Annotated in this window: 21 protein-coding genes and 2 pseudogenes; 12 read left to right on the forward strand and 11 right to left on the reverse strand. The window is 64.1% G+C overall.

Features of this window, described 5'->3' with window-relative positions; translation table 11 throughout:
• Positions 1-11: 11 nt before the first annotated feature.
• The 4 genes and pseudogenes from MKZ35_RS06690 to MKZ35_RS06705 all read right to left on the reverse strand — a co-directional run.
• The gene (locus MKZ35_RS06690) at positions 12-923 is read right to left on the reverse strand and encodes a YncE family protein (protein ID WP_482512461.1); all 912 of its coding nucleotides are present in this window, start codon (positions 921-923) and stop codon (positions 12-14) included.
• Between the two features lie 546 nt (positions 924-1,469).
• Positions 1,470-3,140 (reverse strand): molybdopterin-dependent oxidoreductase, encoded by a 1,671-nt coding sequence (locus MKZ35_RS06695; RefSeq protein ID WP_482512462.1) that lies wholly within the window; start codon positions 3,138-3,140, stop codon positions 1,470-1,472.
• Between the two features lie 272 nt (positions 3,141-3,412).
• Positions 3,413-3,892, reverse strand: a complete 480-nt coding sequence (locus MKZ35_RS06700; protein WP_482512463.1) for an SLAC1 family transporter — start codon at positions 3,890-3,892, stop codon at positions 3,413-3,415.
• Between the two features lie 35 nt (positions 3,893-3,927).
• A pseudogene (locus MKZ35_RS06705) lies at positions 3,928-4,182 on the reverse strand (SLAC1 family transporter); the annotation flags it as partial.
• A 329-nt stretch (positions 4,183-4,511) separates the two neighbouring features.
• Between MKZ35_RS06705 and MKZ35_RS06710 the strand changes: the two are divergent.
• From MKZ35_RS06710 to MKZ35_RS06765, 12 genes are all read left to right on the forward strand, one after another.
• Positions 4,512-4,952: a universal stress protein gene (locus MKZ35_RS06710; protein ID WP_482512464.1), complete on the forward strand. Its 441-nt coding sequence runs from the start codon at positions 4,512-4,514 to the stop codon at positions 4,950-4,952.
• Between the two features lie 296 nt (positions 4,953-5,248).
• Complete coding sequence (locus MKZ35_RS06715) at positions 5,249-6,208, forward strand: DUF2490 domain-containing protein (RefSeq protein ID WP_482512465.1); 960 nt, start codon at positions 5,249-5,251, stop codon at positions 6,206-6,208.
• A gap of 198 nt (positions 6,209-6,406) precedes the next feature.
• Entirely contained in the window at positions 6,407-7,084 is a 678-nt protein-coding gene (locus MKZ35_RS06720; RefSeq protein WP_482512515.1) for a response regulator transcription factor, read from the forward strand.
• Entirely contained in the window at positions 7,081-8,358 is a 1,278-nt protein-coding gene (locus MKZ35_RS06725) for a sensor histidine kinase (protein ID WP_482512466.1), read from the forward strand. Before MKZ35_RS06720 ends, MKZ35_RS06725 begins: the two co-directional genes overlap by 4 nt.
• A 99-nt stretch (positions 8,359-8,457) precedes the next feature.
• Complete coding sequence (locus MKZ35_RS06730; RefSeq protein WP_482512467.1) at positions 8,458-8,973, forward strand: hypothetical protein; 516 nt, start codon at positions 8,458-8,460, stop codon at positions 8,971-8,973.
• Positions 8,974-8,998: 25 nt separating this feature from the next.
• A complete protein-coding gene (locus MKZ35_RS06735; protein WP_482512468.1) occupies positions 8,999-9,919 on the forward strand; it encodes a phosphatase PAP2 family protein in 921 nt (306 codons plus the stop codon).
• Positions 9,826-14,262 carry a CusA/CzcA family heavy metal efflux RND transporter gene (locus MKZ35_RS06740; protein WP_482512469.1) on the forward strand — a complete coding sequence of 1,479 codons (4,437 nt, stop codon included), beginning with the start codon at positions 9,826-9,828 and terminating at the stop codon, positions 14,260-14,262. Before MKZ35_RS06735 ends, MKZ35_RS06740 begins: the two co-directional genes overlap by 94 nt.
• A gap of 171 nt (positions 14,263-14,433) precedes the next feature.
• Positions 14,434-15,522, forward strand: a complete 1,089-nt coding sequence (locus tag MKZ35_RS06745; protein ID WP_482512470.1) for an efflux RND transporter periplasmic adaptor subunit — start codon at positions 14,434-14,436, stop codon at positions 15,520-15,522.
• Positions 15,523-15,550: 28 nt separating this feature from the next.
• Complete coding sequence (locus MKZ35_RS06750) at positions 15,551-16,825, forward strand: sodium:proton exchanger (protein ID WP_482512471.1); 1,275 nt, start codon at positions 15,551-15,553, stop codon at positions 16,823-16,825.
• A 58-nt stretch (positions 16,826-16,883) separates the two neighbouring features.
• Complete coding sequence (locus MKZ35_RS06755) at positions 16,884-17,132, forward strand: hypothetical protein (RefSeq protein WP_482512472.1); 249 nt, start codon at positions 16,884-16,886, stop codon at positions 17,130-17,132.
• Between the two features lie 103 nt (positions 17,133-17,235).
• Positions 17,236-18,186 carry an IS481 family transposase gene (locus MKZ35_RS06760; protein WP_482512473.1) on the forward strand — a complete coding sequence of 317 codons (951 nt, stop codon included), beginning with the start codon at positions 17,236-17,238 and terminating at the stop codon, positions 18,184-18,186.
• On the forward strand, positions 18,107-18,505 hold the full coding sequence (locus MKZ35_RS06765) for a hypothetical protein (protein WP_482512474.1): 399 nt from the start codon (positions 18,107-18,109) through the stop codon (positions 18,503-18,505). The genes MKZ35_RS06760 and MKZ35_RS06765 overlap by 80 nt, the downstream gene beginning before the upstream one ends.
• Before the next feature lie 436 nt (positions 18,506-18,941).
• On the opposite strand, the gene MKZ35_RS06770 is transcribed toward MKZ35_RS06765, so the two are convergent.
• From MKZ35_RS06770 to MKZ35_RS06800, 7 genes and pseudogenes are all read right to left on the reverse strand, one after another.
• Positions 18,942-19,436 carry a hypothetical protein gene (locus MKZ35_RS06770; protein WP_482512475.1) on the reverse strand — a complete coding sequence of 165 codons (495 nt, stop codon included), beginning with the start codon at positions 19,434-19,436 and terminating at the stop codon, positions 18,942-18,944.
• Positions 19,437-19,467: 31 nt separating this feature from the next.
• Complete coding sequence (locus MKZ35_RS06775) at positions 19,468-19,797, reverse strand: hypothetical protein (protein WP_482512476.1); 330 nt, start codon at positions 19,795-19,797, stop codon at positions 19,468-19,470.
• Positions 19,798-19,861: 64 nt separating this feature from the next.
• Positions 19,862-20,278 carry a hypothetical protein gene (locus tag MKZ35_RS06780; protein ID WP_482512477.1) on the reverse strand — a complete coding sequence of 139 codons (417 nt, stop codon included), beginning with the start codon at positions 20,276-20,278 and terminating at the stop codon, positions 19,862-19,864.
• A gap of 35 nt (positions 20,279-20,313) precedes the next feature.
• Positions 20,314-20,451, reverse strand: coding sequence for a hypothetical protein (locus MKZ35_RS06785; RefSeq protein WP_482512478.1), 138 nt, complete (start codon positions 20,449-20,451; stop codon positions 20,314-20,316).
• Positions 20,452-20,695: 244 nt separating this feature from the next.
• Positions 20,696-21,334: a zincin-like metallopeptidase domain-containing protein gene (locus MKZ35_RS06790; protein ID WP_482512516.1), complete on the reverse strand. Its 639-nt coding sequence runs from the start codon at positions 21,332-21,334 to the stop codon at positions 20,696-20,698.
• A pseudogene (locus MKZ35_RS06795) lies at positions 21,311-21,608 on the reverse strand (ArdC-like ssDNA-binding domain-containing protein); the annotation flags it as partial. The pseudogene MKZ35_RS06795 and the gene MKZ35_RS06790, both read right to left, overlap by 24 nt.
• 279 nt (positions 21,609-21,887) lie before the next feature.
• The gene (locus tag MKZ35_RS06800; protein ID WP_482512062.1) at positions 21,888-23,015 is read right to left on the reverse strand and encodes an IS110 family transposase; all 1,128 of its coding nucleotides are present in this window, start codon (positions 23,013-23,015) and stop codon (positions 21,888-21,890) included.
• Positions 23,016-23,115 lie beyond the last annotated feature (100 nt).

A 23,115-nucleotide genomic window follows, 5' to 3' on the forward strand; every position in this document is an offset into this window, starting at 1 on the left:
GGAACCAGGCATCAGGCGGCGGGCCGGTAGACCTGAATGGCGGCCGGCTGCGGGCCCACCTGCGGCAGCGCCACGATGAATACATCCAGCTCCGGGGAATACAGGGAGGTGCCCGCCCCCGGCCGGGTGGGCAGCTGGTCGAGCGGGCGGTAGTGGTCGGGGTCGTCCTGCCCGATGACGGCCACGGAGCCCGCGCCGCAGGACACGTAAATCCGGCGGCGGCGGGCGTCGTAATACACCCCGTCCGCCTCCTTGGCAATGGGCAGGCGCGCCACGGGCTTGCCGGTGAGGGTGGAGAAAATCAGCAGCTCGCCCGGCTCGCAGGCCACCAACAGGCGGTGGTGCAGCCGGTCCAGCGCTATCGGCACGTTTTCCGTTGCGCCCGGCACGGGCCAGGTGGCCACCACCCGGCGCGTGGTGCGGTCCACGACCTGGATGACGTGGCGGCGGGGCACGTTGACGTAAATCCGGTTGCCGTCCAGCTCAAACTGCTTGGGGAAGTCGGCCAGCGGAATTGAGCCGGTCACTTTGTTCAGCCGCAGGTTAATCACCCCCAACGCCCCGAAGGTATTGCCCACGCCCACGTACAATTCCCGCGTGCAGGCGTCGTAGCGCAGGTTGTTGCACTTCTCTTTAAAAGCGTAGGTGGCCACGGGGCGGTAAGTGTCGCCGGTCAAAGCCGTCACTTGCGCGTCGAGGGCGGTGGAGATGAACAGCCGGTTCAGCTCGGGCCGGTACACCACCCACTTGGGTTCCTGCAGGTGGGCAATGCTGGCCAGGGGCCGGGCGTGGCGCAGGTCCACCACCTCGACGGTGTGGTTGTCCTGGGCGGCCACGAACAGGCGCTGGCCCGCCACGTCCACGGCCATCAGGTCAAAGCCGCCCTTCACCAGGGGCAGCGGGATGGTGGCCGTCAGCGCCAAATAGTGCTTCGGGCCCGGAGATGTTCGAGGTGGCCCCGTTTGCGTAACAGCCGGGGGGAGAGCCCGCCCCACCCGACCACAAAAAACAGCAGGGCACGGCCGGTAGATAAGGAGCAAAAACGCATCACGAAACGGAGTAAATTCGTCGCAAGGCTAGCGCCCGAATCTAAAGATTGTTGGTACGCCCTTAAGGGGCAAGGCAGCTGGCAGCGGTTTGCCAGGTCTACTAGGGGTCCTCTCAGAAAACGGAAAATACAGCACGTTAAGGCGTGGAATACGGCTGTAGGGGCTTGAATTCGCTTGTTACCTACTTGGTGAGCCAAATGCCAAAGAGAGCCCACCCGTACGCGGTTCCTTTAAACGTCCGATTTGGCGAGCCGACAAGCTGGCTCAGATGCCTAGCGCTGACTTTCGGGTGACCCCCGGCAGCGCCCGAACCTTCCGGCTTCCGCTTCCCGTAACCAGCCGTCCCAGAACAGAGGCGTTGCGCAAGAAACCGCCGGTATTTACGTTTTATTGCTTCGCGCATCCTCCCATGCGGTGGGCTCAGGTATCGGCCAGCAGGTCAAAATACTCGTCGTCCTCGTTTTTGCCGCCGAAGCCTTTGCCAACCGTGGCGTGGCTTTCCACGAACTCGACCCGGCAAACCCACTTCACCATTTTGTAGCCCAGCTGGTTTTCCACCCGCAGCCGGAGTGGCGCGCCGTGGCCTTCGGACAGGGGCGCGTAGTTCATTTCCCAGGCCAGAATAGAGGCGGGTTTGAGGCAGTTGGCCAGCGTGTGGGTGTCGTAGTACGCGCCGCCGTAGAGGCCCTCGCCGAAGGAGTAAAACGCCACGGTGGTCACGGAAGCGTGGGGTTTTACCAGCTCGACGAGCTTGCACAGGGGCAGCCCGCCCCATTCGGCAATGGCCGACCAGCCCTGGATGCAGTGGTGCATGGTGATGTTTTGCTCCCGCCCCAGCTGCTTGAGGTCGGCCAGCGACAACTCCACGGGGTTCTCGACCAGGCCGCCCACGCGCAGCTTAAAATCCTGGAACTGGTTCGCGGCCAGGGTGCGCCACTGCGCCGAGTCCGGCAGTTTGCCGTTGAGCCAGAAGTAGGGCGTGATGTCGGCCTTCGTGTAGTAAACCGTGGGGCGAAACTTGTCAATCGACCAGCGCCAGAGGTTGCCGTTGATGGCGGCGGCGGTTTGCTGGAGCGCCCGGGGCCGCTGCCACGACACCCAGTGCGCCAGCAAAGCGGCGGCCACGGTCAGCAGCAGGATGCCGGCCCCCATCCAGAGCCCGGTGTGACTCACGGCGTCGTCCTGGCCGGTGCCCATGTGGTTCATGTTGCGGGTGAGGCCGGTGGCGGCCACCATTGCTACGTGAATGATGGTGAAGGCTACGTAGGCCACCAGCACCAGAAAATGCACCGAGCGCGCCCCCTGCCGGTTGCCGAACAGCTTGGGGAACCAATGAAACCGGTTTTCGATGGCCGGCGACATGGCCATGCCGCTCAGCATCGAAATGGGCGCTAGCAGGAACACCACCGCGAAATACGACACCTGCTGCAAGGCGTTGTAGCGGAAAAAGCCGTTCGGCTCCACCGGCAGATGGAAGGTGGCGTAGTGCACGAAGATGCGCCAGGCGTCGGGCACCACCTGCCACGACGTGGGTACCAGCCGCTGCCACTGGTTGGTGAAAAACAGCAGTGCGATGAACACCGCCCCGTTGAGCAGAAAGAAGGGCACCGTGATAAAATGCCAGTGCCGGGCCAGCCCGACGGTGTGCCGGTAGCCGGGCAGCCCCAGCACGGGGCTCAGGTAGCGGGCGTCCTCTTTGGCCGTCCACACCCGGTCGGTGGGCACGGCCACCGGGGTGAAGCGGAGCCAGTCGGTGCCCGGCGCGCAGCCGTTGTTCCAGTACAGGCGGGCGTGGTCGGCCAGGATGGAGAGCCCGCTGCGGACGATGAGCACCAGGAAAAAGAAATTCACCCAGTGGCCGATGCGCAGCCACGCCGGAAAGCCCTGCGGGTCGGCGGCGGTGGGGGCCACCAGCCGCGCCGACGGGTCGGCGGGCAGCCCAAAGGCCAGGTACTGCGCCCAGGCCAGCCCCACCGGTACCAGCACCAGCGCCGCGCACACCGCCAGCGCCCCCGGCTGGAATCGGGCCACCAGCCGGCGGTCGGCGGGGTAATGCACGGCGCGTTCGGCCGCATTGTGGGTGGTAAACATGGAGGGTTGCAGAAAAGTGAAACGGGTTTACCAAAGACCGGGCGGCCCGGTGTGGTCACGGCCAGCGTGAGCAGAAAAGCGGCGTGCCGCGTCAGCAACGGAGCAGGCGTTAAGTCTGCTGCTTGTCTTCCCAGATAGCCGCCGCGACAAGGTGGCGCTTATTTCGGGGGCAGCGCCTCCGGGGGCCGGCCCCCGCCCCTATGCCCGCGCCGGTTCGGGGGTGGGAGTTGGTTTGGGGGGTGCCAAAAAGTGGTGCAGCATCCCCCCCATCATCAGGAACCAGGCTGCCAACGCAAGGAAAATAAAATACGTCGGAATGAGTTGAAGGGCCGCAACTCGGCCAGCGCCGGCGTGTGCTGCATGGCCCCGGCCAGGCTGGCCCCCGCCAGCACCGTAATGGCCCCGGCTCCAATGCTCACCCAATAGGCGGCGCCCACTTCTTCGCCCACCAGCCGCACGAAGGCCAGGCGGTAGAACAGCAGCGTGCTGAGCACCAGGTACAACCAGCTGCCCACCAAAAACAGGCCCAGCACCCCAAACACGCCCACGTCGGCCGGCAAGCTGCTCGCGGGCAGCAACTTCGCGCCCAACACGGCCAGCGCCTCGGTGGCCACCACCAGCAGCAGCCACCGCCCGCTGAAGCCTTGCTCCAGGGTAGGCTTTTTCGCCCCCGTGCTGATGCTCCACAAAAAGGCGTAGAGCAGCACCGCCCAACAGCCGGCCGCGCCCCCCACAGCACGCTGCCCAGCCAATGATTGCCGCGCAATTGCACCAACTGGCTGCCGAGCAACGTGGTGGCCGGCACCAGGGTCAGGAAGCCGGCACCGGTTTCGTGCGCGGTCAAGGCCCGCCAAAATTCCTTGGAAAACAGCAGGATACGCAGCAGCAGCCCCACGAACAGCGGGTACAACCCCAGATTCAGGTAAAAGAACCCTTCCGCCACCCACGTCAGCTTCAGCGCGTGCGCCGCCAACGAAATAATGCCCGTGGACATCACCAGCGCAAAATACGCGGGCGCAAACTGCTGGACGACCGACTTCATCGGCGGGGGAAGGAGTAGGATTTTAGCATACGGAAGTATACGGCAGCCTTGCTTATGAACAGGCGGATGGCAATTGGCTGTGGAGATGAGCCGTGTTGCGCTCGCCTTGTTAGCGCGCTAATCGCGCAGCAAAACCGATGAAGAAAATGTCAGTTAAAGCGCTACAGCTACCGGTGCCATCGAGCCGGCGGCATCCACAGTCACCGCAAAGCGGCAACGAGCAACTCAGCTAGATTACGTTTTTTGTACCACGCTTTCGGCCAAATTCCTTAACGTGCTATATTTTACGTTTTCTGAGTGCCCCCTACTACTTTTAATCATCCCTGCTCATGCCGTACCGTAAAATTCTGATTGCCGTGGATGAGAACCCGCCGGCATACCGGGCCGCGCAGGCCGGCCTGGCCCTGGCGGCTGCGCTACGGGCCGAAGTCGGCCTGGTCTTCGTACTGGACGAGCGCCGGAGCATCGGCAACGTGGAAACCGGCCCGACCGGCCCCCAGGCCCTGGCCCAGCTGCACGCCACCGGCGAGCGGCTGCTCGACCAGCTGGCGGGCCTGGCTCCGGCCGGGGTGCCCATCAGCCGGTTTTTGCCGGCCGGTGCGCCCGCCCGTGAAGTGGTGGCCGTGGCCGAGATGTGGGGGGCGGACCTAGTGGCGATGGGCACCCACGCCCGCACCGGCCTGCCGCACCTGCTGCTGGGCAGCGCCGCCGACGAAGTCATCGCCCGGGCCCACTGCCCGGTCCTGGTGGTGCCTTTTAAGGAAGGCTAGTCCAGCGGGCCAGCACACTGCCGGCCTTGGTTCAAAGGTTGGGGCAACTGGTAGTGCTGGCTGATTTTCCCCCTTGCCATAAAGTGTCAATAGAATTGACCCGTAGCTTGCCACCACTCATCTCCGCAGGCTCGTAATGGCAAAAAAATCTCCAGCAGCAAACGAGGGAGCCAGCGCGGTTTCCGGACACCTTTCAGTCTTGGCACTTGCACTAACCTGATACAGCGCCAAATACGCGTAAAATAAATAACTGCCTCTTTTACAAGGGCGATTAATTTCCCCTGAGGAAAGAAAGGATGGAGCAGCACAACCGCATTTTCATTGGGCTTTTCTGGACGCGCGCCCGCCCAGCTTGCTTTGCGGAGGCGCGGCTAGCGGCCGGCCCCGCGCGGCCTCCATCGGCTAAAATACCCGCCTTGCCGGCCGTAACGGCTCATTTCTGGCATTTTATGCTTCTCCTGGGGCTCCTGCTCTTCGGCTCTTCTGCGTTGCTGGCCCAATCTGCCCGCCCCGCCAGCCCCACCAACCTGCTGTGGACGGAAGCTTCCGTGGAAGGGAAAATCGTGCGGCGGTTTTATTACGACGTGGACTTTCAATACCGCCGGCAAGCCGATGCCAGCAACGTGCTCGATGGGAGCCACTACAACCTGCTCAAGTACCCGTCCGAAATGGTGTTGCGGCCCTTTCTTACCTACAAGGTCGATTCGGCGTTGAGCATTGCGTTGTCGCCCCTGGGCTGGTATGGGAAATGGGCACCGGTCCCGACTCAGGGCCTGCTTTTTACCCCGGAGCTGCGCCTGGTGCCCCAAATAATATACAAGCACCCGCTGGGGGCTTTCCACCTGGAGCACCGGGGCCGGTACGAGTTTCGTTGGGGAGGCGAGCCGCACCTGGTGCCGAACGGCAACGACCTCGACGAGGGCTATCAATTCGCCGAAGCCAACGAAAAGGGCCGGATTCGCTACCGCTTGAAAGCCGCCCGCCCGCTGGGGAAAAGCCGAAACCAAGCAAGTAAGCTAGCCGCCAGTGCCTACAATGAGCTGTTTATCAGCGTGGGCGAGCAGGTGGCCCGCGCCGACCGCTGGGACCAGAACCGCACGTTTCTGGGCCTGGAATACACGCTGCCGGGGGATATTACGCTGGAGGCCGGGTACCTGCAGCAGCTCGTCTTTCCGGGAGGACAGCGAACGAACCACATCCTGTCCCTGAGCATTCAGGCCAATGATTTGAACAGCTTTTTTAAGCGTCCCAACTAGGCTGACTCCCTTTGGTGGTTTAGTCATCACCTGCTGTGGCGACATGTGCAGCTGCTGCCGGGCCTGGGGCTGGGCTTCCTGGCCCCGTGGCTGCTATTTCTGGAAATGGCCGAGGAAATCTGGGAAGGCACCCAATTCCCGTTAAATTTGGGTTGGCAGGTTGCCCATTGGCCTTCTCATTTCCGCCCCGTCCCCCTTGTGAAAATTCTCCTCGTCGAAGATGAGCCCACCCTGCGCACTTCCCTGGCCGAGCACCTGCGCGCCGACGGCTACCGGTGCGAGGAAGCCGCCGACTACGCGCACGCCCACGAGCGCATCAAGCTCTATCAGTACGACTGCGTGGTGGTGGATTTGACCCTGCCCGGCGGCAACGGCCTCGACCTGGTGCGCACGCTCAAGGCCGACGGCTCCACGGCCGGGGTGCTCATCATCTCGGCCCGCGACGCGCTGCCCGACAAGGTGCTGGGCCTGGAACTGGGGGCCGACGACTACCTGACCAAGCCCTTCCACCTAGCCGAGCTCACGGCCCGCGTGCACGCCCTCATCCGGCGGCGGCAGTTTCAGGGGCAGCGGGTGCTGCGCTTCCGGGAACTGACCGTGCAGCCCGACCGCGCCCAGGTGCTGGTGGGCCCCGAGCCGGTGGCCCTCACCCGCAAGGAGTACGAGCTGTTGCTCTACTTCCTGGCCAACCCCAACCGCCTGCTGACCAAGGAAAGCATCGCCGAGCACCTCTGGGGCGACGCGGCCGACACGTCGGACTCGTTCGACTTCATCTACAACCACCTGAAAAACCTGCGCAAGAAGCTCCAGGAAAAGGGGGCCCGCGACTACATCCGCACGGTGTACGGGCTGGGCTACGAGCTGCGCGCGGAATGAAGCTGCTGACTACTACTACCCGTTACTACCTGCGGCTGGCGGCGCTGCTCTTCGTCCTGGGCGCGGGGGCCTTGTACGCGGGGCTGGTGTGGGCCCTGCGGGCGGAAATGGAAGAAAAGCTGGTCACCGAGCGGAATTACCTGACGCCCATTTTGCAGCGCACCGGCCGGCTCCCCCTGCCGCTGGGCGACCAGCGAACCCTGAGCCGCCGCCCCCGCCCGCCCGGCTTCGACGACACCTTGGAGTACGACCCGGTGGGCCGGCGCTGGGAGCCGTTCCGGCAGCTGCACTTCCCGGTGCAGGTGCGTGGTATCACGTACTGGGTGACGCTGCGCAAGTCGCTGCTCGAAAACGACAGCCCCCTGGGCGTGGTGCTCTCGGTGATGGCCGCCGTGCTGGTGGGGCTGCTGCTGAGCCTAGCCGGGCTGAACCGCTTGCTCTCGGGCCGGCTCTGGCAGCCCTTCCACCAGACCCTGGCGGCGCTGCGCGGCTACGAGCTGCAGGGCCAGCCGGCGGCTCTGCGCCTGCCCGCCGCCACGCCCATTGACGAGTTCACCGAACTCAACCAGGCCCTGACGCAGATGAGCGCACGGCTGGCCGCCGAGTACCAGTCGCTGAAGGAGTTCACCGAAAACGCGGCCCACGAAACCCAAACGCCCCTGGCCATTCTGCAAGCCAAGCTCGAACGGCTGCTGCAGCTCGGGGCCCGCGACGCGGAAATGGCCCCGCTGCTGCGCGACGCCTACGGGGCCACGCTGCGCCTCTCGCGCCTGCACCAGGGCCTCACGCTGCTCAGCAAGATTGAGAACGGCCAGTTTCCTAACCCCGCGCCGCTGCGCCTGGCCGACGTAGTGGCCGACAAGCTGGCCCTGTTGGAGGAGCTGGTGAGCGGCAAAGAGCTGGTGTTAACCTACGAGGCCACCGACCCGGTGCCCGTACGCATGCACCCGGCGCTGGCCGATTCGCTGGTGGTGAACCTGCTGCAAAACGCCATCAAGCACAACCAGGTGGGCGGCTCGCTATTCGTGCGGCTGACACCCGATACGCTCGAAATCCGCAACACCGGCCCCGCGCCCACCGGCGACCCCGCCCGGTACTTCGAGCGGTTTCAGAAGCAGCAGCCCGGCTCGGCCTCGCCGGGGCTGGGGCTGTCGGTGGTGCAGCAGGTGTGCCGCTACTACGGCTTCGGGGCGCGCTACACCTACGAGGCGGGCAGTGGGCACCACGTGCTGCGGGTCAGCACCCGGCCCGGCAGCCAACCCGGCAGCCAATAGGCTCCACATAGAATTAGCGGGTTGTTTTGCAGCCGTACTGGTGCCGTTAACTTCCTTCCCCGGGTGAATGGCAGCTATGTCTTTGACTGCCTATGCTGTTTGCTTGCCCGCGCCCGGCTGTCTGCTTTTTTCGCGGTCGGTGCCCTTATGGTCGGTCCGGCGGACTTGTCTTTGGCAGCCTCAGGCAGCACGTATCTGTTTCAGGCACCTTATAAGCTGGGAAAAAGGGCCACTCCCTCTACCGCCCCACTACCCCCTACGGTCATGGCGGCCCTGCACCAGAAATTTGGTTCTCATCTTCCCCCATTAGTGTGGCAGGCTCATCCTTATGGCTACGTGGTGCAGTTTGAAGTTAACCACCTCACGGTAGAAACCTGGGTGACCCCGGCCGGCATGATTTGGGAAACGCACCAGCAGTTGCTGCTATTTGACGTGCCGGCAGGTATTCTGACCACCTTGAGAGCGCGATTCAGCGGCCGCCGCCTTACAGTGTTACATCTGGTCACCAGCCCGGCGCGTACCCTCTATGAGGTGCAGCTGGAGCAACCTGGTCGTGCGCCGCAGTTGTATCTGCTGGAGCGCGATGGTCGGATTGTCGGAGGACCGTACAATTAGCTATCCAATTAATTGAGCTAGTAAAATGCGGCGTCCCCGACTTGGTCTTGTTGATTTCTGCCGGTTGAGCGTGTGCGTACTCCTGTGGTGCGGCCGGACGACTCAGAGCATGGGGCAACGACGGCCAGTGGCCCACGCCGATACGACCGTGGTTGCCCCGCAACGAAAAGCAAGCGTGCATCGGCTACTGCTACCGTCTCTGCTGTTGGGAGCGGGGGCGCTGACGACTGAGCGAATAGAACTGCTGGAAACCGATGAAGTAGTGCGGGAAGAAAGCCGCGAGCATCTGCCCCGCGTGCGGACCAGTATCGACGACCAACTGCGCCATGTGCCCGCCTACACCGCCCTGGGGTTGAGCTTACTCGGCGTGAAAGGCCAACACGGTACGCTGAGTCAAGCGGCATTGTTCACCCTAACGTACATCATCAACAACACCCTGACCAGCAATCTGAAGCGGCTGACCCACGTGGAACGGCCGCAAGGCAACAGCTTCGATTCCTTTCCCAGCCAGCACACCAGCGCCGCCTTTTCCGCCGCGACGTTTCTGCACAAGGAATACGGCGGCCGCAGCATCTGGTACAGTGTCGGCGGGTACTCCGTCGCAACCGTCACCGGGGCCCTGCGCGTGGTTAAAGACAACCACTGGCTGTCCGACGTGCTGGCCGGCGCCGGCGTGGGCATCGTTTCCACGGAGCTGGCCTACTGGTTGTATCCGCACGTGCAGCGAGTCCTGCCAGCCCGGCTGCGGGAGCGGGCGGTTATCGTTCCGCTCTCCAACGGCAGCGCGACCGGCGTCACGGCAGTTCTCTTTTTTAAGTGGCCTAGCGGCCCCTCCCACGAGCTCAGCAGCGCATGTTTGATAAAATCATTCACTTTTCCATCCACAACAAGCTGCTTATCGGCTTTCTGGTGCTTGGGCTCGTGGCCTGGGGCGGGTACTCGGTGACCCAGCTGCCCATCGACGCGCTGCCCGACATCACCAACAACCAGGTGCAGGTCAACACCATCTCGCCCGCGCTGGCCACCCAAGAAATCGAGCAGACCGTCACGGCTCCCATCGAGCTGGCCCTGGCCAACGTGCCGGGCGTGATTGAAATCCGCTCCATCTCCCGCTTCGGCTTGTCCAACGTGACCATCGTCTTCCGCGAGGACATGGACCCCTACCGCGCCCGCCAGCTGGTGAGCGAAAAGCTGCTCGACGCCATCCAGCAGATTCCGCCCGGCTCGGGCACCCCGGAGCTGGCCCCCATCAGCACCGGCCTGGGCGAAATCTACCAGTATGTGCTGCGCCCGGCCAAAGGCTACGAAAAGCAGTTCACGGCCATGGACCTGCGCACCCTGCAGGACTGGGCGGTGCGCCGGCAGCTGGCCGGCATCCCCGGCGTGGCCGAAATCAACGGCTTCGGCGGCTACCGCAAGCAGTACGAGGTGGCCGTGAACCCGCAGCGCCTGCGCCAGACGGGCATCACGATGAGCGAGCTGCTGACCGCCCTGCAAGTCAACAACCGCAACACCGGCGGCGCCTACATCGAGAAAGGCCCGCGGGCCTACTTCATCCGGGGCCTGGGCCTGGTGCGCGGGCTCAACGACGTGGGCCGCACGGTGGTGGCCGTGCGGGCCCGCACGCCCATCCTGGTGCGCGACGTGGCCACGGTGCGCTTCGGCGCGGCCGTGCGCTACGGGGCCATGACCCGCAACACCGAGGGCGAGGTGGTGGGCGGCGTGATTCTCATGCTCAAGGGCGAGAATTCCAACCAGGTGGTGGGCCGCGTGAAGGAGCGCATGGCCCAGGTCCAGAAATCCCTGCCGAAAGGGGTGATTATTGAGCCCTACCTCGACCGCTCCGACCTCATTGGGCGGGCCATCCACACGGTGACCAAAAACCTCATGGAGGGGGCACTGATTGTGATTTTCGTGCTCATCCTGTTCCTGGGCAACTGGCGGGCCGGGCTGGTGGTGGCCTCGGTCATCCCGCTGGCCATGCTGTTTGCCATCATCATGATGAACCTGTTTGGCGTATCGGGCAACCTGCTCAGCCTCGGGGCCATCGACTTCGGCCTGGTCGTGGACGGGGCCGTCATTATCGTGGAGGCCATCGTGTCGCGGGTGGCCCACGGCCGGCCCGCCGGCGCGCCCGCGCTCACGCCGGCCGAGATGGACGCGACGGTGTACGACGCGGCCCACCGCATCCGGCAGTCGGCTTCGTTCGGGGAAATCATCATTTTGATGGTGTATCTGCCCATTCTGGCCCTGGCCGGCATCGAGGGCAAGATGTTCCGGCCCATGGCCGAAACCGTGGGCTTTGCCATCGTTGGGGCCCTGATTCTCTCGCTCACCTACGTGCCCATGATGGCCGCGCTGGCCCTGAGCCGCCAGGCCGACACGAAGGAGTCGTTTTCCGACAAGCTCATGGCGCGGGTGCAGCGACTGTACACGCCGCTGCTGGCTGGGTCGCTGCGCCACCGCACCCTCGTGCTCGGCCTGGCGGTGGGCCTGCTGGCCGGGGCGTACCTGCTGTTTCGCACGCTGGGCGGTGAATTTATCCCGACGCTGGACGAGGGCGACATGGCCATTGAGCTGCGGATGCCCACCGGCACGGCCCTGGGCCAAACGGTGGCGGCCACGGGCCAGGTCGGGGCCATTCTGCGGAAGCAGTTTCCGGAGGTGAACGGCGTGGTGAGCCGCATCGGCGTGGCCGACATCCCCACCGACCCCGACCCGATTGAAGTAGCCATGGTCACCATCCTGCTCAAGCCCCGCGCCGAATGGACTTCGGCCAGCTCCCGCGAAGCCCTCGCCAACAAGATGAAAGCGGCCCTGCAAGTGCTGCCCGGCATCAGCTACGAGTTTTCGCAGCCCATTCAGCTGCGCTTCAACGAGCTGATTAGCGGGGCCCGGCAGGACGTGGCCGTGAAGATTTACGGCGAAGACCTGGCCCGCCTGGCCACGCTCGGCGCGCAGGCGGCCGCCCTGATTGCGCCCATCAGTGGGGCGCAGGACGTGGCCGCCGAGCGCACCGCCGGCCTGCCCCAAATCACCGTGGACTTCAACCGCGACCGGCTGGCCCAGTACGGGCTGAGCGTGGCCGACGTGTCGGACGTGCTGGCCACCGGCTTTTCCGGGGCCACCGCCGGCACGGTGTACGAGGGCGCCAAGCGCTTCGACCTGGTGCTGCGGCTCGATTCGGCCCACCGCACCGGCATCGACGACGTGCGCGCCCTGCCGGTGGCCCTGGCCGACAGCGCCCAGGTGCCGCTGGGGCAGGTGGCCGAGATTGCGCTCAAAGACGGCCCGGCCCAGATTTCGCGCGAGGACGGCAAGCGCCGCATCACCGTGGGCCTGAACGTGCGGGGCCGCGACGTGCAAAGCGTGGTGCAGGACATTCAGGGCGTGCTGGCCAAGCAGCTGCCCTTGCCGCCCGGCTACTACATCACCTACGGCGGCCAGTTCCAGAACCTCATCGAAGCCCAGCACCGGCTGAGCATTGCCGTGCCGGTGGCGTTGCTGCTCATCTTCGTGCTGCTCTTTTTCACCTTCGGCTCGCTGAAGGAGTCGCTGCTGATTTTCACGGCCATTCCGCTCTCGGCCATTGGGGGCGTGGTGGCGCTCTGGGCGCGGGGGCTGCCGTTCAGCGTGTCGGCGGGCATCGGCTTCATTGCCCTGTTCGGGGTGGCCGTGCTCAACGGCATCGTGCTCATCGGCGAGTTCAACCGCCTCGAAGCCGACGGCATCCACGACGTGCTGGAACGGGTGCGCCTCGGCACCCAGGCCCGCCTGCGGCCGGTGGTGATGACGGCGGCCGTGGCCTCGCTGGGCTTTTTGCCCATGGCCCTGTCTGACACGGCCGGGGCCGAGGTGCAGCGCCCGCTGGCCACCGTGGTTATCGGCGGATTGGTCACGGCCACACTGCTCACGCTGGTGGTGCTGCCCATTCTCTACAGCCTGTTTCTGAAGGACGGGTGCGGGGCCACGCCGGAGATGCCGGAAACGCCGGAGCCGCTCCCCGCGCCCGTGGCTTCGCCCGCCAATGCCCCGACGGGCGCTCATCCAATTGCTGGGGTCGTGGCCCTGCTGCTGCTCGCGGCCGGCTTCCTGCTTCCCGGCCGGAGCTACGGCCAAACGCGGCCCGTCACCCCCGCCGCCGTCACCACCCCGGCCCTGACCCTGGACGCGGCCCTGAGCCAGGCCCTGAAAGGCAACCCCGGCATCCAGAGCGCCAACTTCTCGGTGCAGCAGCAGCAGGCCTTACTTGGCACGGCCACGGAGCCCGGCCGCACGGGCCTCAGCTACAGCTTCGACAGCAACGCCGCACTCTCCGGCAACCGCACCTACGGCGTGGCCCAGAGCCTGGAGTTTCCCACCGTCTACACCCGCCAGGCGAAAGCCCTGCGCCAGCAGGTGGCCCTGAGCGAGCGCACCCGCGCCGTGACCCAGGCCGGGCTGCGCCGCGACGTGCAGGCCGCCTACTACCAGCTGGCCTACGGCGCGGCCCGCCTGCGCCTGCTCACCAACCAGGACAGCCTCTACCAAGACTTTGCCCGGGCGGCGGCCATCCGCTACCAGCTCGGCGAGGCCTCGTACCTGGAGCAGGTCTCGGCCCAGGCCCGCGCCCGCGAAGTGGAAGTGGCCCACCGCCAGGCCGAGGCCGACCGCCGCATCTTCGACCGCGAATTACAGCGGGTGCTCGGCGCCCCGCAAGCCTTCGAGCTGCCCGCCGATGCCCTGCGCAAGCTGCCGCCGCCCGCCGCCCTCACCGACACCACCCTGGCCCGCGACAACCCCACCCTGGCCCTGTTTCAGCAGCAAGTGGTGGTGGCCCGTGCCCAGCAGCAAGTGCTCAAGGCCCGCAACCTGCCCGACTTCACCGCCGCCTACAACCGCCAGACCCAGGCCGGCCAGGGCGGCTACTACGGCTACGGCCTGGGCATCAACGTGCCCATCTTCGCCCGGGCCCAGCGCAGCCGCACCCAGGCCGGCGCGCTGGCCATCAAGGTGGCCGAAGCTGACCTGGCCACCACCCGCAACAACGTGCAAACCGCCTTTATGCAGCAGGTGCAGGAAGTCAGCAAAGCCGACGAGGCCCTGCGCTACCTCGAAAGCGCGGGCCTGCGGCAGGCCCAGGAAATCGTGCGGGTGGCCGAGAAAAGCTACCGCGCCGGCGAAGTGGGCTACGTGGAGTACGTGGCCGCCCTCACGCAGGCCTACGGCATCCGCGGGCAGTACCTCGACGCGCTGAATCAGTACAACCAAAGCATCATCGCCCTGACCTACCTGCTGGGCCGCAACTAGCGCCGGCCCCACGCCTTTTCTTATGACGTTCCCCCATTTCCCCCTGCTCTCCCTGCTGGCCCTGTCGCTGCTGCTGGGCGGCTGCAACCGCCAGGAGCCGGACGAAGACGCCGACGCTGAAAAAAGTCGGCCCCCGCCCGCCCAACCGACCCGCCGCTGGACCCCAACCAGGTGCAGCTCTCTCAGAATCAGGTCACCGCTATTAACCTCAAGCTTGGCCGCCTCACGGCCCAGGACGTGAGCAACGTGGTCAAAGCCACCGGCACCATCAGCCTGCCGCCGCAGCGCCGGGCCAGCGTGAGCGCCTACCAGGGCGGCATTATCCGGTCCCTGCCCGTGACCGAGGGCCAGCCGGTGCGCCAGGGCCAGGTGCTGGCCGAGCTGGAAAACCCGGACTTCGTGCAGCTCCAGCAGGACTACCTCACCCAGCGCGACCAGTTCGTGTTTCTCGAAACCGACTACCGCCGCCAGAAAGCCCTGCTGGCCGAGCAGGTGGGCGTGGCCAAAAACGTGCAGCAGACCGCCGCCAACTACAACGCCGCCCGCGCCACGCTGCGCAGCCTGGAAAGCCGGCTCACCACGCTCGGCATCGCCCTGGGCCCGTTACGGGCGGGGCGCATCGTGAGCCGCCTGCCGGTGAAATCGCCGCTCACCGGCCGCCTGCGCTACCAGCCGGGGCTGGCGTTGGGCGCGTCGGTCACGCCCGCCGCGCCAATATTCGAGGTGCTCGACACCCGCCGCCTGTTCGTGGAGCTGCGGGTGTTTGAACAGGATTTCGGCCAGGTCCACGTCGGCCAGGCGGTGCACCTGACCTTCCCGAGCCTGCCCGGCCTGGCCGGCATTGTGGCCAAAGTTTCCTACATCGACCCCGCCTTCGACGCGGCCACCAAAACGGTGAAGGTGCGCGCCGTGCTCGACGACAACCGCAACGAGCAGCTGCTGCCCGGCCTGTTCGTCAACGCCATCATCGACGTGGACGCGCCCGCCGCGCCCGCCGCCGTAACCGCCGTGCCCGACGCGGCCCTCGTGCCGGAGGGGGAGTCCTCGTACATCTACGTGCTGGTAAAAACCCGCAAGGAAGAAACCGGCACCGAATACATCTACCAGAAATACGAGGTGCGCCCCGGTCCCTCGGCCAAGGGCTTCACCGCCATTACGCCCGTGGACAAGCTGCCGGCCAACGCGCAGGTGGTCGTCAACGGGGCTTACTACCTGCAAGCCCAGCAGGGCAAAGGCAGCGGCCCGGAAACCGATGACTAAAATGCACCCCTCTTTATAAGCCCTCTTCATGAGAAAATTCTTCCTTTATGTAGCGCTGGCCGTGGCCGCGACCCTGCCCGGCTTTTACCTCCGTTTCACGGGTACCCACCTCACGCCCGTGCTGGAAGCGGCCGTGTTCTTCGTGGCCATTCTCGGGGCCGGCTTCCTGCTCTCGTGGGGCGCGGAGGCGGCCGAGGAACACGTCTCGCAGGGCCTGGTTATCGGGGTATTGGCGCTGGTAACGGTGCTGCCCGAGTACGCCGTGGATTTGTACTACACCTACCAGGCCGGCCTGCACCCCGGCTCGGCCTACGCCGGCTTCGCCGCCGCCAACATGACCGGGGCCAACCGCCTGCTCATCGGGGCGGGCTGGCCGCTCATCGTGGGGCTCTACTGGTGGCACAGCGGCAAAAAAGTAGTAGAGCTGAGTTGGGACAACGCCGCCGAAATCGCCTACCTGGCCCTGGCCAGCCTCTATTCCTTCGTCATCGTGTGGCGGGGCAGCATTGGCCTCGTTGATTGCGTGGTGCTGGTGGGCATCTTCGCCGCCTACCTCTGGCGCCTGAGCAAGCTGCCCAAAGCCGACCACGACGCCGAAGAAGAAGCGGAAGACGATGACGATGAAGTAGGCCCGGCGGCGGCCCTGGTGACCCTGCCCGTCCGGCAGCAATGGCTCATTATGGGCGTCTTGACCGTGGTGGCCGTGGCCGTCATCATCATGGCCGCCGAGCCGTTTGCGGAATCCCTGCTGGCCGCCGGCCGCCAGTTGGGCGTCAACCAGTTCCTGCTGGTGCAGTGGGTGGCCCCCTTCGCCAGCGAGGTGCCCGAAGTGGTACTGGTGGTGCTCTTCGTGTTCAACAACCGCCCCACGGCCGCCCTCGGGGCCCTGGTCAGCGACAAAATCAACCAGTGGACCCTGCTCGTGGGCATGATTCCGGTGGTCTACGCCTTCGGGGCCGGCCACCTGACCGGCTTTCCGCTCGATGCCCGCCAGCACGAGGAGTTCTTCCTCACGGCGGCCCAGTCCTTGTTCGCCGTGGCCCTGCTGCTGCGCCTGCGCCTGAGCCTGGCCAGCGCGGCCATATTGCTCGGTCTGTTCAGCGTGCAGTTTGCCCTGGCGTGGGTATTCGAGCACGAAGAGGCCCGCAGCGTGCAGCTGCTCACCGACATGGGCTGGCTGTACATCGTCCTGGCCCTCGGCCTGTTCTGGTGGAACCGCGCGGGGCTGGTGCAGTACGTGCGGGTGGGGCTGCTGGCCCAGGCCGAGCCCCCGGCTGCCCTCGTCGACAACCCAAAGGCCTAGCCAGCCACGGGCAACGCAGCCTCTTTGCCCTTCTCCTGCTCGAAAACAACCTTTTCACATGCGTTTCTCCCAACCTGTCCTCGCTGCGCTGGCCCTTTCTGTTCCAGCGGTGGCCGCCCAGGCGCAGGAGGCGCCCGCACCGGCCCGCCACTACCCGCGTACTTTGCCCGGCCTCACGCGCGGGTGGGGGGCGCCCTACGGGTGGGGCCTCGACGTGAGCCACCTCCTCACCCGCCGGCTGGACCTGAACGCCGGGGTGGGGGCCAGCATCACCGGCCCCAAAGTGGGCGTCGGGGCCACGTATTAACTCGCCCCCGGGCACCGGGTCTCGCCCTTTTTCGGGGCCAACCTAGTTGTATAGTCCCAAGGAGTGATGGTGTATTTTCCGGGCTGGAATTTCGCACAGACCTATGGGACAAGTACTCCACGGCAGCGCCCGCACAACGGCGGCAATACGGCGCGCTATCCAACACAGCCAGGAAAGCCTACAAAGCCTAGCCACGCGCTACAGCATCAACCCGAAAACGGTGGCCAAGTGGCGCAAGCGCCCCACCGTCCTGGATGCACGCATGGGACCTGAACCGGTTTCCACAGTGCTTAGCCCCGAGCAGGAAGCCATTGCCGTCGCCTTTCGTCGGCACACCCTGCTGGCACTGGATGATTGCCTGTACGCGCTGCAAGCGACGATTCCGCACCTGTCGCGCTCCGCCCTGCACCGGTGTTTCCAACGCCACGGCATCAGCCGCTTGCCCCTGAACGAAGACGGGCAAAGCCCGCCGAAAAAGAAATTCAAGGACTACCCCATCGGCTATTTGCACGTCGATTTTGCCAAGGTCCAGACCGAAGAAGGCAAGCAGTATCTCTTTGTGGCCATTGACCGGACCAGCAAGGTGGCCTTTGCCGAACTCCATCCGCGGGCCAAACGGGTCGTCGCGGCCGAGTTTCTGCGGCGCGTGCTCGACAAGCTGCCCTACAAAGTGCACACTGTCCTGACCGATAACGGCGTCCAGTTCACGCCCCAGCCGCACCAATTCCTGCCGGGTGGGCACAGTTTTGACCGCATCTGCTGGGAATACGGCGTGCAGCACCGGCTGACCAAGCCAGCTCACCCCTGGACCAATGGCCAAGTGGAGCGCATGAACCGCACCATCAAAGAAGCCACCGTCCAGCGCTTCCATTACCAGACCACGGGCGAGCTAAACCAGCACCTGCAAGCCTTTTTGCTGGCCTACAATCACGCCAAGCGCTTGAAGACCCTGCGAGGCCTGACCCCGCACGAATTTGTCTGTACCCAGTGGCAACAGAACCCCACTATCTTTACCCGCAACCCGACCCACCTCACGCTGGGACTATACACCTAGTGCACAGCGGCGGCCGCAGGACGTCCGCGTAACCGAAGCCCACCGCGTCTTCGACCACACCTTCACCAGCAGCGAGGAAGCCCACGTCAACTTCCTTTCCACCAACCTGCTGCATCTGCGCAGCGGCTTGCGCTGGCAGCCCACGCCGCGTTTGGCCCTGCTTGGCACCCTCGGCTACGGCTTCGTGCTCGGCGACGACCCCATCGCCTACCTGGAGGAGCCTTCCCGGCAGTCCCTGCGCGACGCCGTACGCCTTCAGTCACCCGGCGGCCTGAAGCTTTCGATGGGGCTCGCGTTTGCCCTGAGCCGTCGGGAATAGCCAGCCAAGTGCCGCTTGTGCTACCCTTTTCGCTATGCTTGAGCCCGTCAAATCCCTGGCCATTTCGCGGCTAGCAGTTGCAGCAAGAAGTGCAGCGACGAGCCCCCTCGCGCCCACATCACCAACAACGACACCCAACCCGCCTGCGTGCAGATACAGACCTCCGGCGGCAACACCCTCAACATCAACAACGTGGTCGCTGGCGCCTCGTCCAACTACGCCAACTATTCAGTCGGCGCGGGTTTCAATGGCGGGAAGGTTGGGTAACATCAGGAGTGTAATAAACTGCGGGGCTGGTTAGGCCTGTCCGGTGGGCTTAGTCCTGGAACTGGCTATGATAGAGGTCGCCTAGCGCCTCGGCTTCGGCGGCCTGGTAGCCGTCCTCCGGGTAGTCGCGCTGCTCGTCCTCGGGATGCTCAGGGTACTCCTCGCGGTCCTAATTGTCGTCGGCGTATTCCGGTATCCAGTCGTCCGGCCGGTTAATAGCCGGGTTATTGCCGTTGGCCTCGTGGGCTTGGTCAAGCTGGTCCGATAAACGGCCCAACTCGTCCTCCTGCGGCATCGCTACTACGGCGGCTGCCGGTGCCGGCGTCAGCTTGCGCGACTCTAACTCGCGGCCAAAAAAATGACCTAGCGTCACGCTTGGGGCTTGTTTTTGGTGCCAGTCCGGCATTTCGTCCGGCTGGCAGATTACGCCCAAGTACCCGTCCGCATGGAAATAGGCTTTCACCTCGGCCGGGCCAAAGCCATTCATATAAATATGAACGCGGGAGCCAATTTCGGGCACTACCGTATCACCCGACCAATCCAAGTCTATTGGCAAGCTCAGACGGGTTGGATAGCCTACCCACTGCGGGCAAGGGGTCACGGAGTTGAGCCACTGCGAGGAACTGATTTCGGGCTGCTTCGGGGCGGGGGCGGGAGTTATCATATCGAAGGGAAAGGGCGTTAATTAGGAAAGATTAGCGGCGACTGTTGGCCTTATCGGCGGACGCGGCGGGCTGCAAATGCCACTGGCGCAGCCCTTCGGGCATCCGCTCATAATCCAGCCGGTAGGTGAAGAGGCCCAAGCCGGCAAACAGGATGAGCAGTTCGCCCTTCTCATTGCTCCACTGCGAGTAATAGAGCCCGTCCCGGCCGGTAATGCCACCCCCGCCTACCTGGTTGAAGCTGGCTGGTACATCGACCTGGCCCAGACAGGTTTCGATAATGATAAAATGGCTGGTCTGGATATTTTCCTGGGCCAGCTTAATAGCCTGGTCCAAGGTCAGGGGGCGGGGAGTGGAAGACATAAGCTACTGACTAAGAATGAAGGAAAGGAAAAGTGGGGCCACCCTCATGGCCCCCGTAAGCAGACTAGGCGGCAAGGGCTAACTGGCTGCCGAATACGCACCCGGCGCGGGGGCTGCGGACCTTGCGGCGGCCGGTCTTGGCGTGGTGAGTCGTTTCCGTTACCAGTCCGAGAAAGCCCGCTGCGTGACAGTAACCTTTCACCTCGGCCCGCTCGGCGTGGCCCTCGCGGTTCACCGTTACGGTGGCTCCGATGGCCGGCACCGGTGCTTGATTCGACCAGTGCAAGCCGCCGGGCAGCATCGTTAAGCGGGGGGCGGGCGTAAACTCGGGCGTGGGGTTGGTCAGCTGCGCGGCGGCATCCTGGCGGGCCTGCCAGGCATCCTCGCGGGCCTGATGTCTGGCGGCATTGTCAGCGCGCAGACGTGCTAAGCGGGCGGCGGGAATACGAAGGGCGGGGCGAGTGGTGAGGATGGTTTTCATACTGCTGCAATGGGAATGGAGTGAGAAAAAAGCGGCTAGAACCAAGGGGCGACTTCCCATGCGGCCAGCTCAGCGGCCGATACTGGCGCGGGGAGTCCAGGCGCTTCGTCGGCTAGGTCAAAACGGTCGGCCAAAACTTCGCCGGGGGCTAAATCAAACGCTTCGTTAAACATGGCTAATCAGCTGTTTTATAGTTTGTTGCTTATACTTATTAAACGTAAAATTTCGCTTTAATGTTTCAATTATATTTAAAATAAATAGTCAATTTTTGATTAAATATTAAGCACTTTGGCCCTGGATTTGGCTTTTTCCCTTTTGTCTGTTTTGCAGTCGTTGTTTTGCAATTGCAAATTCCTTTTGTTCCCCGCCCCGCTAACCGCCTGACCGGACTTTTCCGGCCGGGCGGTTAGCCTTTGGCTATTCCGGGGATTCGGTGGCGGCGCTAGTAGCATCCGCTTCGTAGCTGGGCACGATGCCTAGAATGTGGTTAGCGGCCTTCTGACCCTGACTGGCGGCGGATATAATCAGGTGTTTGTCGTTGCGCAGGGCTTGCAGCCAGTTGGCGATATAGCTGGCGCTGCTGGGTTCGGTCAGGGCCAAATCCAACCCCGCCGCATTGCTCAGGAACGAGGCCCCTAACTCGGCTACCAGTTCTTCCTTGGCGTAGGTTTCGCTGCCAAAGGCAGCCAGCTCGGTCAGCGTGGGACGGTCCAACCGTTTGGCGTGGCCGGTAGAGTGCGTTAGCTCATGGAAGAAGGTATGGTAATAGTCTTCGGCCGTGTGAAAGTCGCTGGCCTCGGGCATGGTCACCGTATCGGTACTGGTCCGGTAAACGGCTTCGCTACCCCGGTGCAGCACACGGGGGCCGCCCACGTAACCGGCCAGCACCTGCTCGGCGGCCTGCTGAGGGGTGTGCTCACGGCTGGGCAGTTCGGGAAACTTCCATTCCACTCCCTCAATCTGCGCCACGTTGAAAACGGTCGAGTATTTCAGGAAGGCTTTTTTCTTCTCCTCGCCTTGGCCGTCGTCCTTCTTGGTGACGGTGAAGAAAACCACCGGCATCCCCTTCTCGCCCCGGCGAACCTGCCCGCCCAGTTCCTTGGCTTGGTTGTATGTCAGAAAGTAAGGGTGCTCGTACTCCAACATCCCCAACAACAAGGCATTCACGCCCTGATAAACGTGCTTGCTGCGGTAATTGCGGGGCGCGGCCGTGGGCCGCGTTCCACGGCTTCTTCCACGGGGTCACGCCGTTCTCTAGGGCCATAATGATGCGGTTAGTGATGATGTCATACACATCGACACGGGGAGCGGAAGCGGGAGCGTTTTTCATAGCTTAACGAGTTGGTTTTGTGCTTGCTGCTTATACTATTTAAACGCAAAACCCGTCATTAATGTTTCAATAATATGTAAATTAAAGCTTCAATTATTGATTAAGTATAAGCGCGTTTTGGCACGGATTCTGATTTTTTCCCTTTTGTTCCTCTTTCCGTAATCAACCAGTAGTGGCCTACCCCTCCAATCCTGATGCGGCCAACCAGGCGCAGAAGTGCTTTTCTTGAGTCCGCGAAAGATACTGTGATGAAAAACAAGCCGGAGGGCCAATTTTTTGTTAGATTTGGGCTGTCAAAGGAGCGCCGTTTGGTGCATCCTGTGTAGCCTCGGCCCCGGTGGTCGGGGCTACTTTTTGCGGCAGGACCGTCGCCGGGTGATAGTGGGGGTTGTAGTCTTGGTCGTTTTTCCAGAGCGAGTAGCTGAGCAGGAGCAGTTTGCGCATGACGGCAATCACGCCGACCTTGCCGTTGGGGGAGCGGGCGCGTAGCCGGGCATAAAAGGCTTTTTGCTGTTCGTTGTAGCGCAGGCTGCTGACGGCCGGCAGGTAGAGGGCCGTGCGCAGGCGGGCGTTGCCGCGCCGGGAAATGGCCGTGGGCCGGGCCAGGTTGCCGCTCTGGCGCTGCACCACGTCCAGGCCGGCATAGCTGGCCAATTGCCGCTCGTTTTCAACCAGGGCGAAGCCACTGGTTTCGGCCACGATGGTCACGGCCGTGGTTAGGCCGATGCCCGGCACGCTCGTGAGCTGGGCCAGCTTGCGGGCCAGCGCGGGCGTGGCGTCCACCACGGCCGCGGTTTGGGCGTCAATCTCGGCCATTTGGGCTTCGAACAGGGCCTGGCGCTGCTGCAAGCGTTGCAGGGCCAGCGGGTCGGGCTCGTAGCTATGGGCGTAGGCGTGGGCCCGGTTCTTGGCCTGAGCGGCCTGGGTGCGCAACGCGGCCCGCTCGCGGGTGAGCGAACGCAGCTGGCGCATGGCGGGGGTGAGCGGCTGCCAGGCCGGCAGCTGGCGCTCCAGCCCCAGGCGGCAGAGCAGGCGCGCGTCCAGCGCGTCGGTCTTGCTTTTCTGCTCCGTGCTGCGGGCAAAGTGCTTGACCTTGTTGGGCAAGAGCACGCTCAAGGCCTGCTGCTGGGCGCTGAGGTAGTAGGCCAGTTCTTCGTAGTACACGCCCGTGGCCTCGACCACGAACCAGAGCGGGCGCTCGGGTTCGGCTTGGCCGGCGGCCACCCAGCGGCGCAGGGCCTCGAAGCCGGCGGCGTTGTTGGGGAATTCGACCACTTTGCCCAGGCGCAGGCGCTGGGCGGCGTCGATGCTGCCCAGGCAGGCGGCAAACGTGGCCTTGGCGATGTCGATGCCGACAACATACTTGAGCAAGACGGGCGGCGGGGCGGCCGGGGCTGTGGCAAGCATAACAAAAGGGAATAAAAGGTGGAAAACAGGCCACCCGCAAGGTTTTCACCGCAACTTTCCTCGTTTCATGCGGGATGCCGCCGCTGCCGGGGCTCCCTTT

The organism is Hymenobacter sp. R533113 (genome assembly GCF_056835965.1).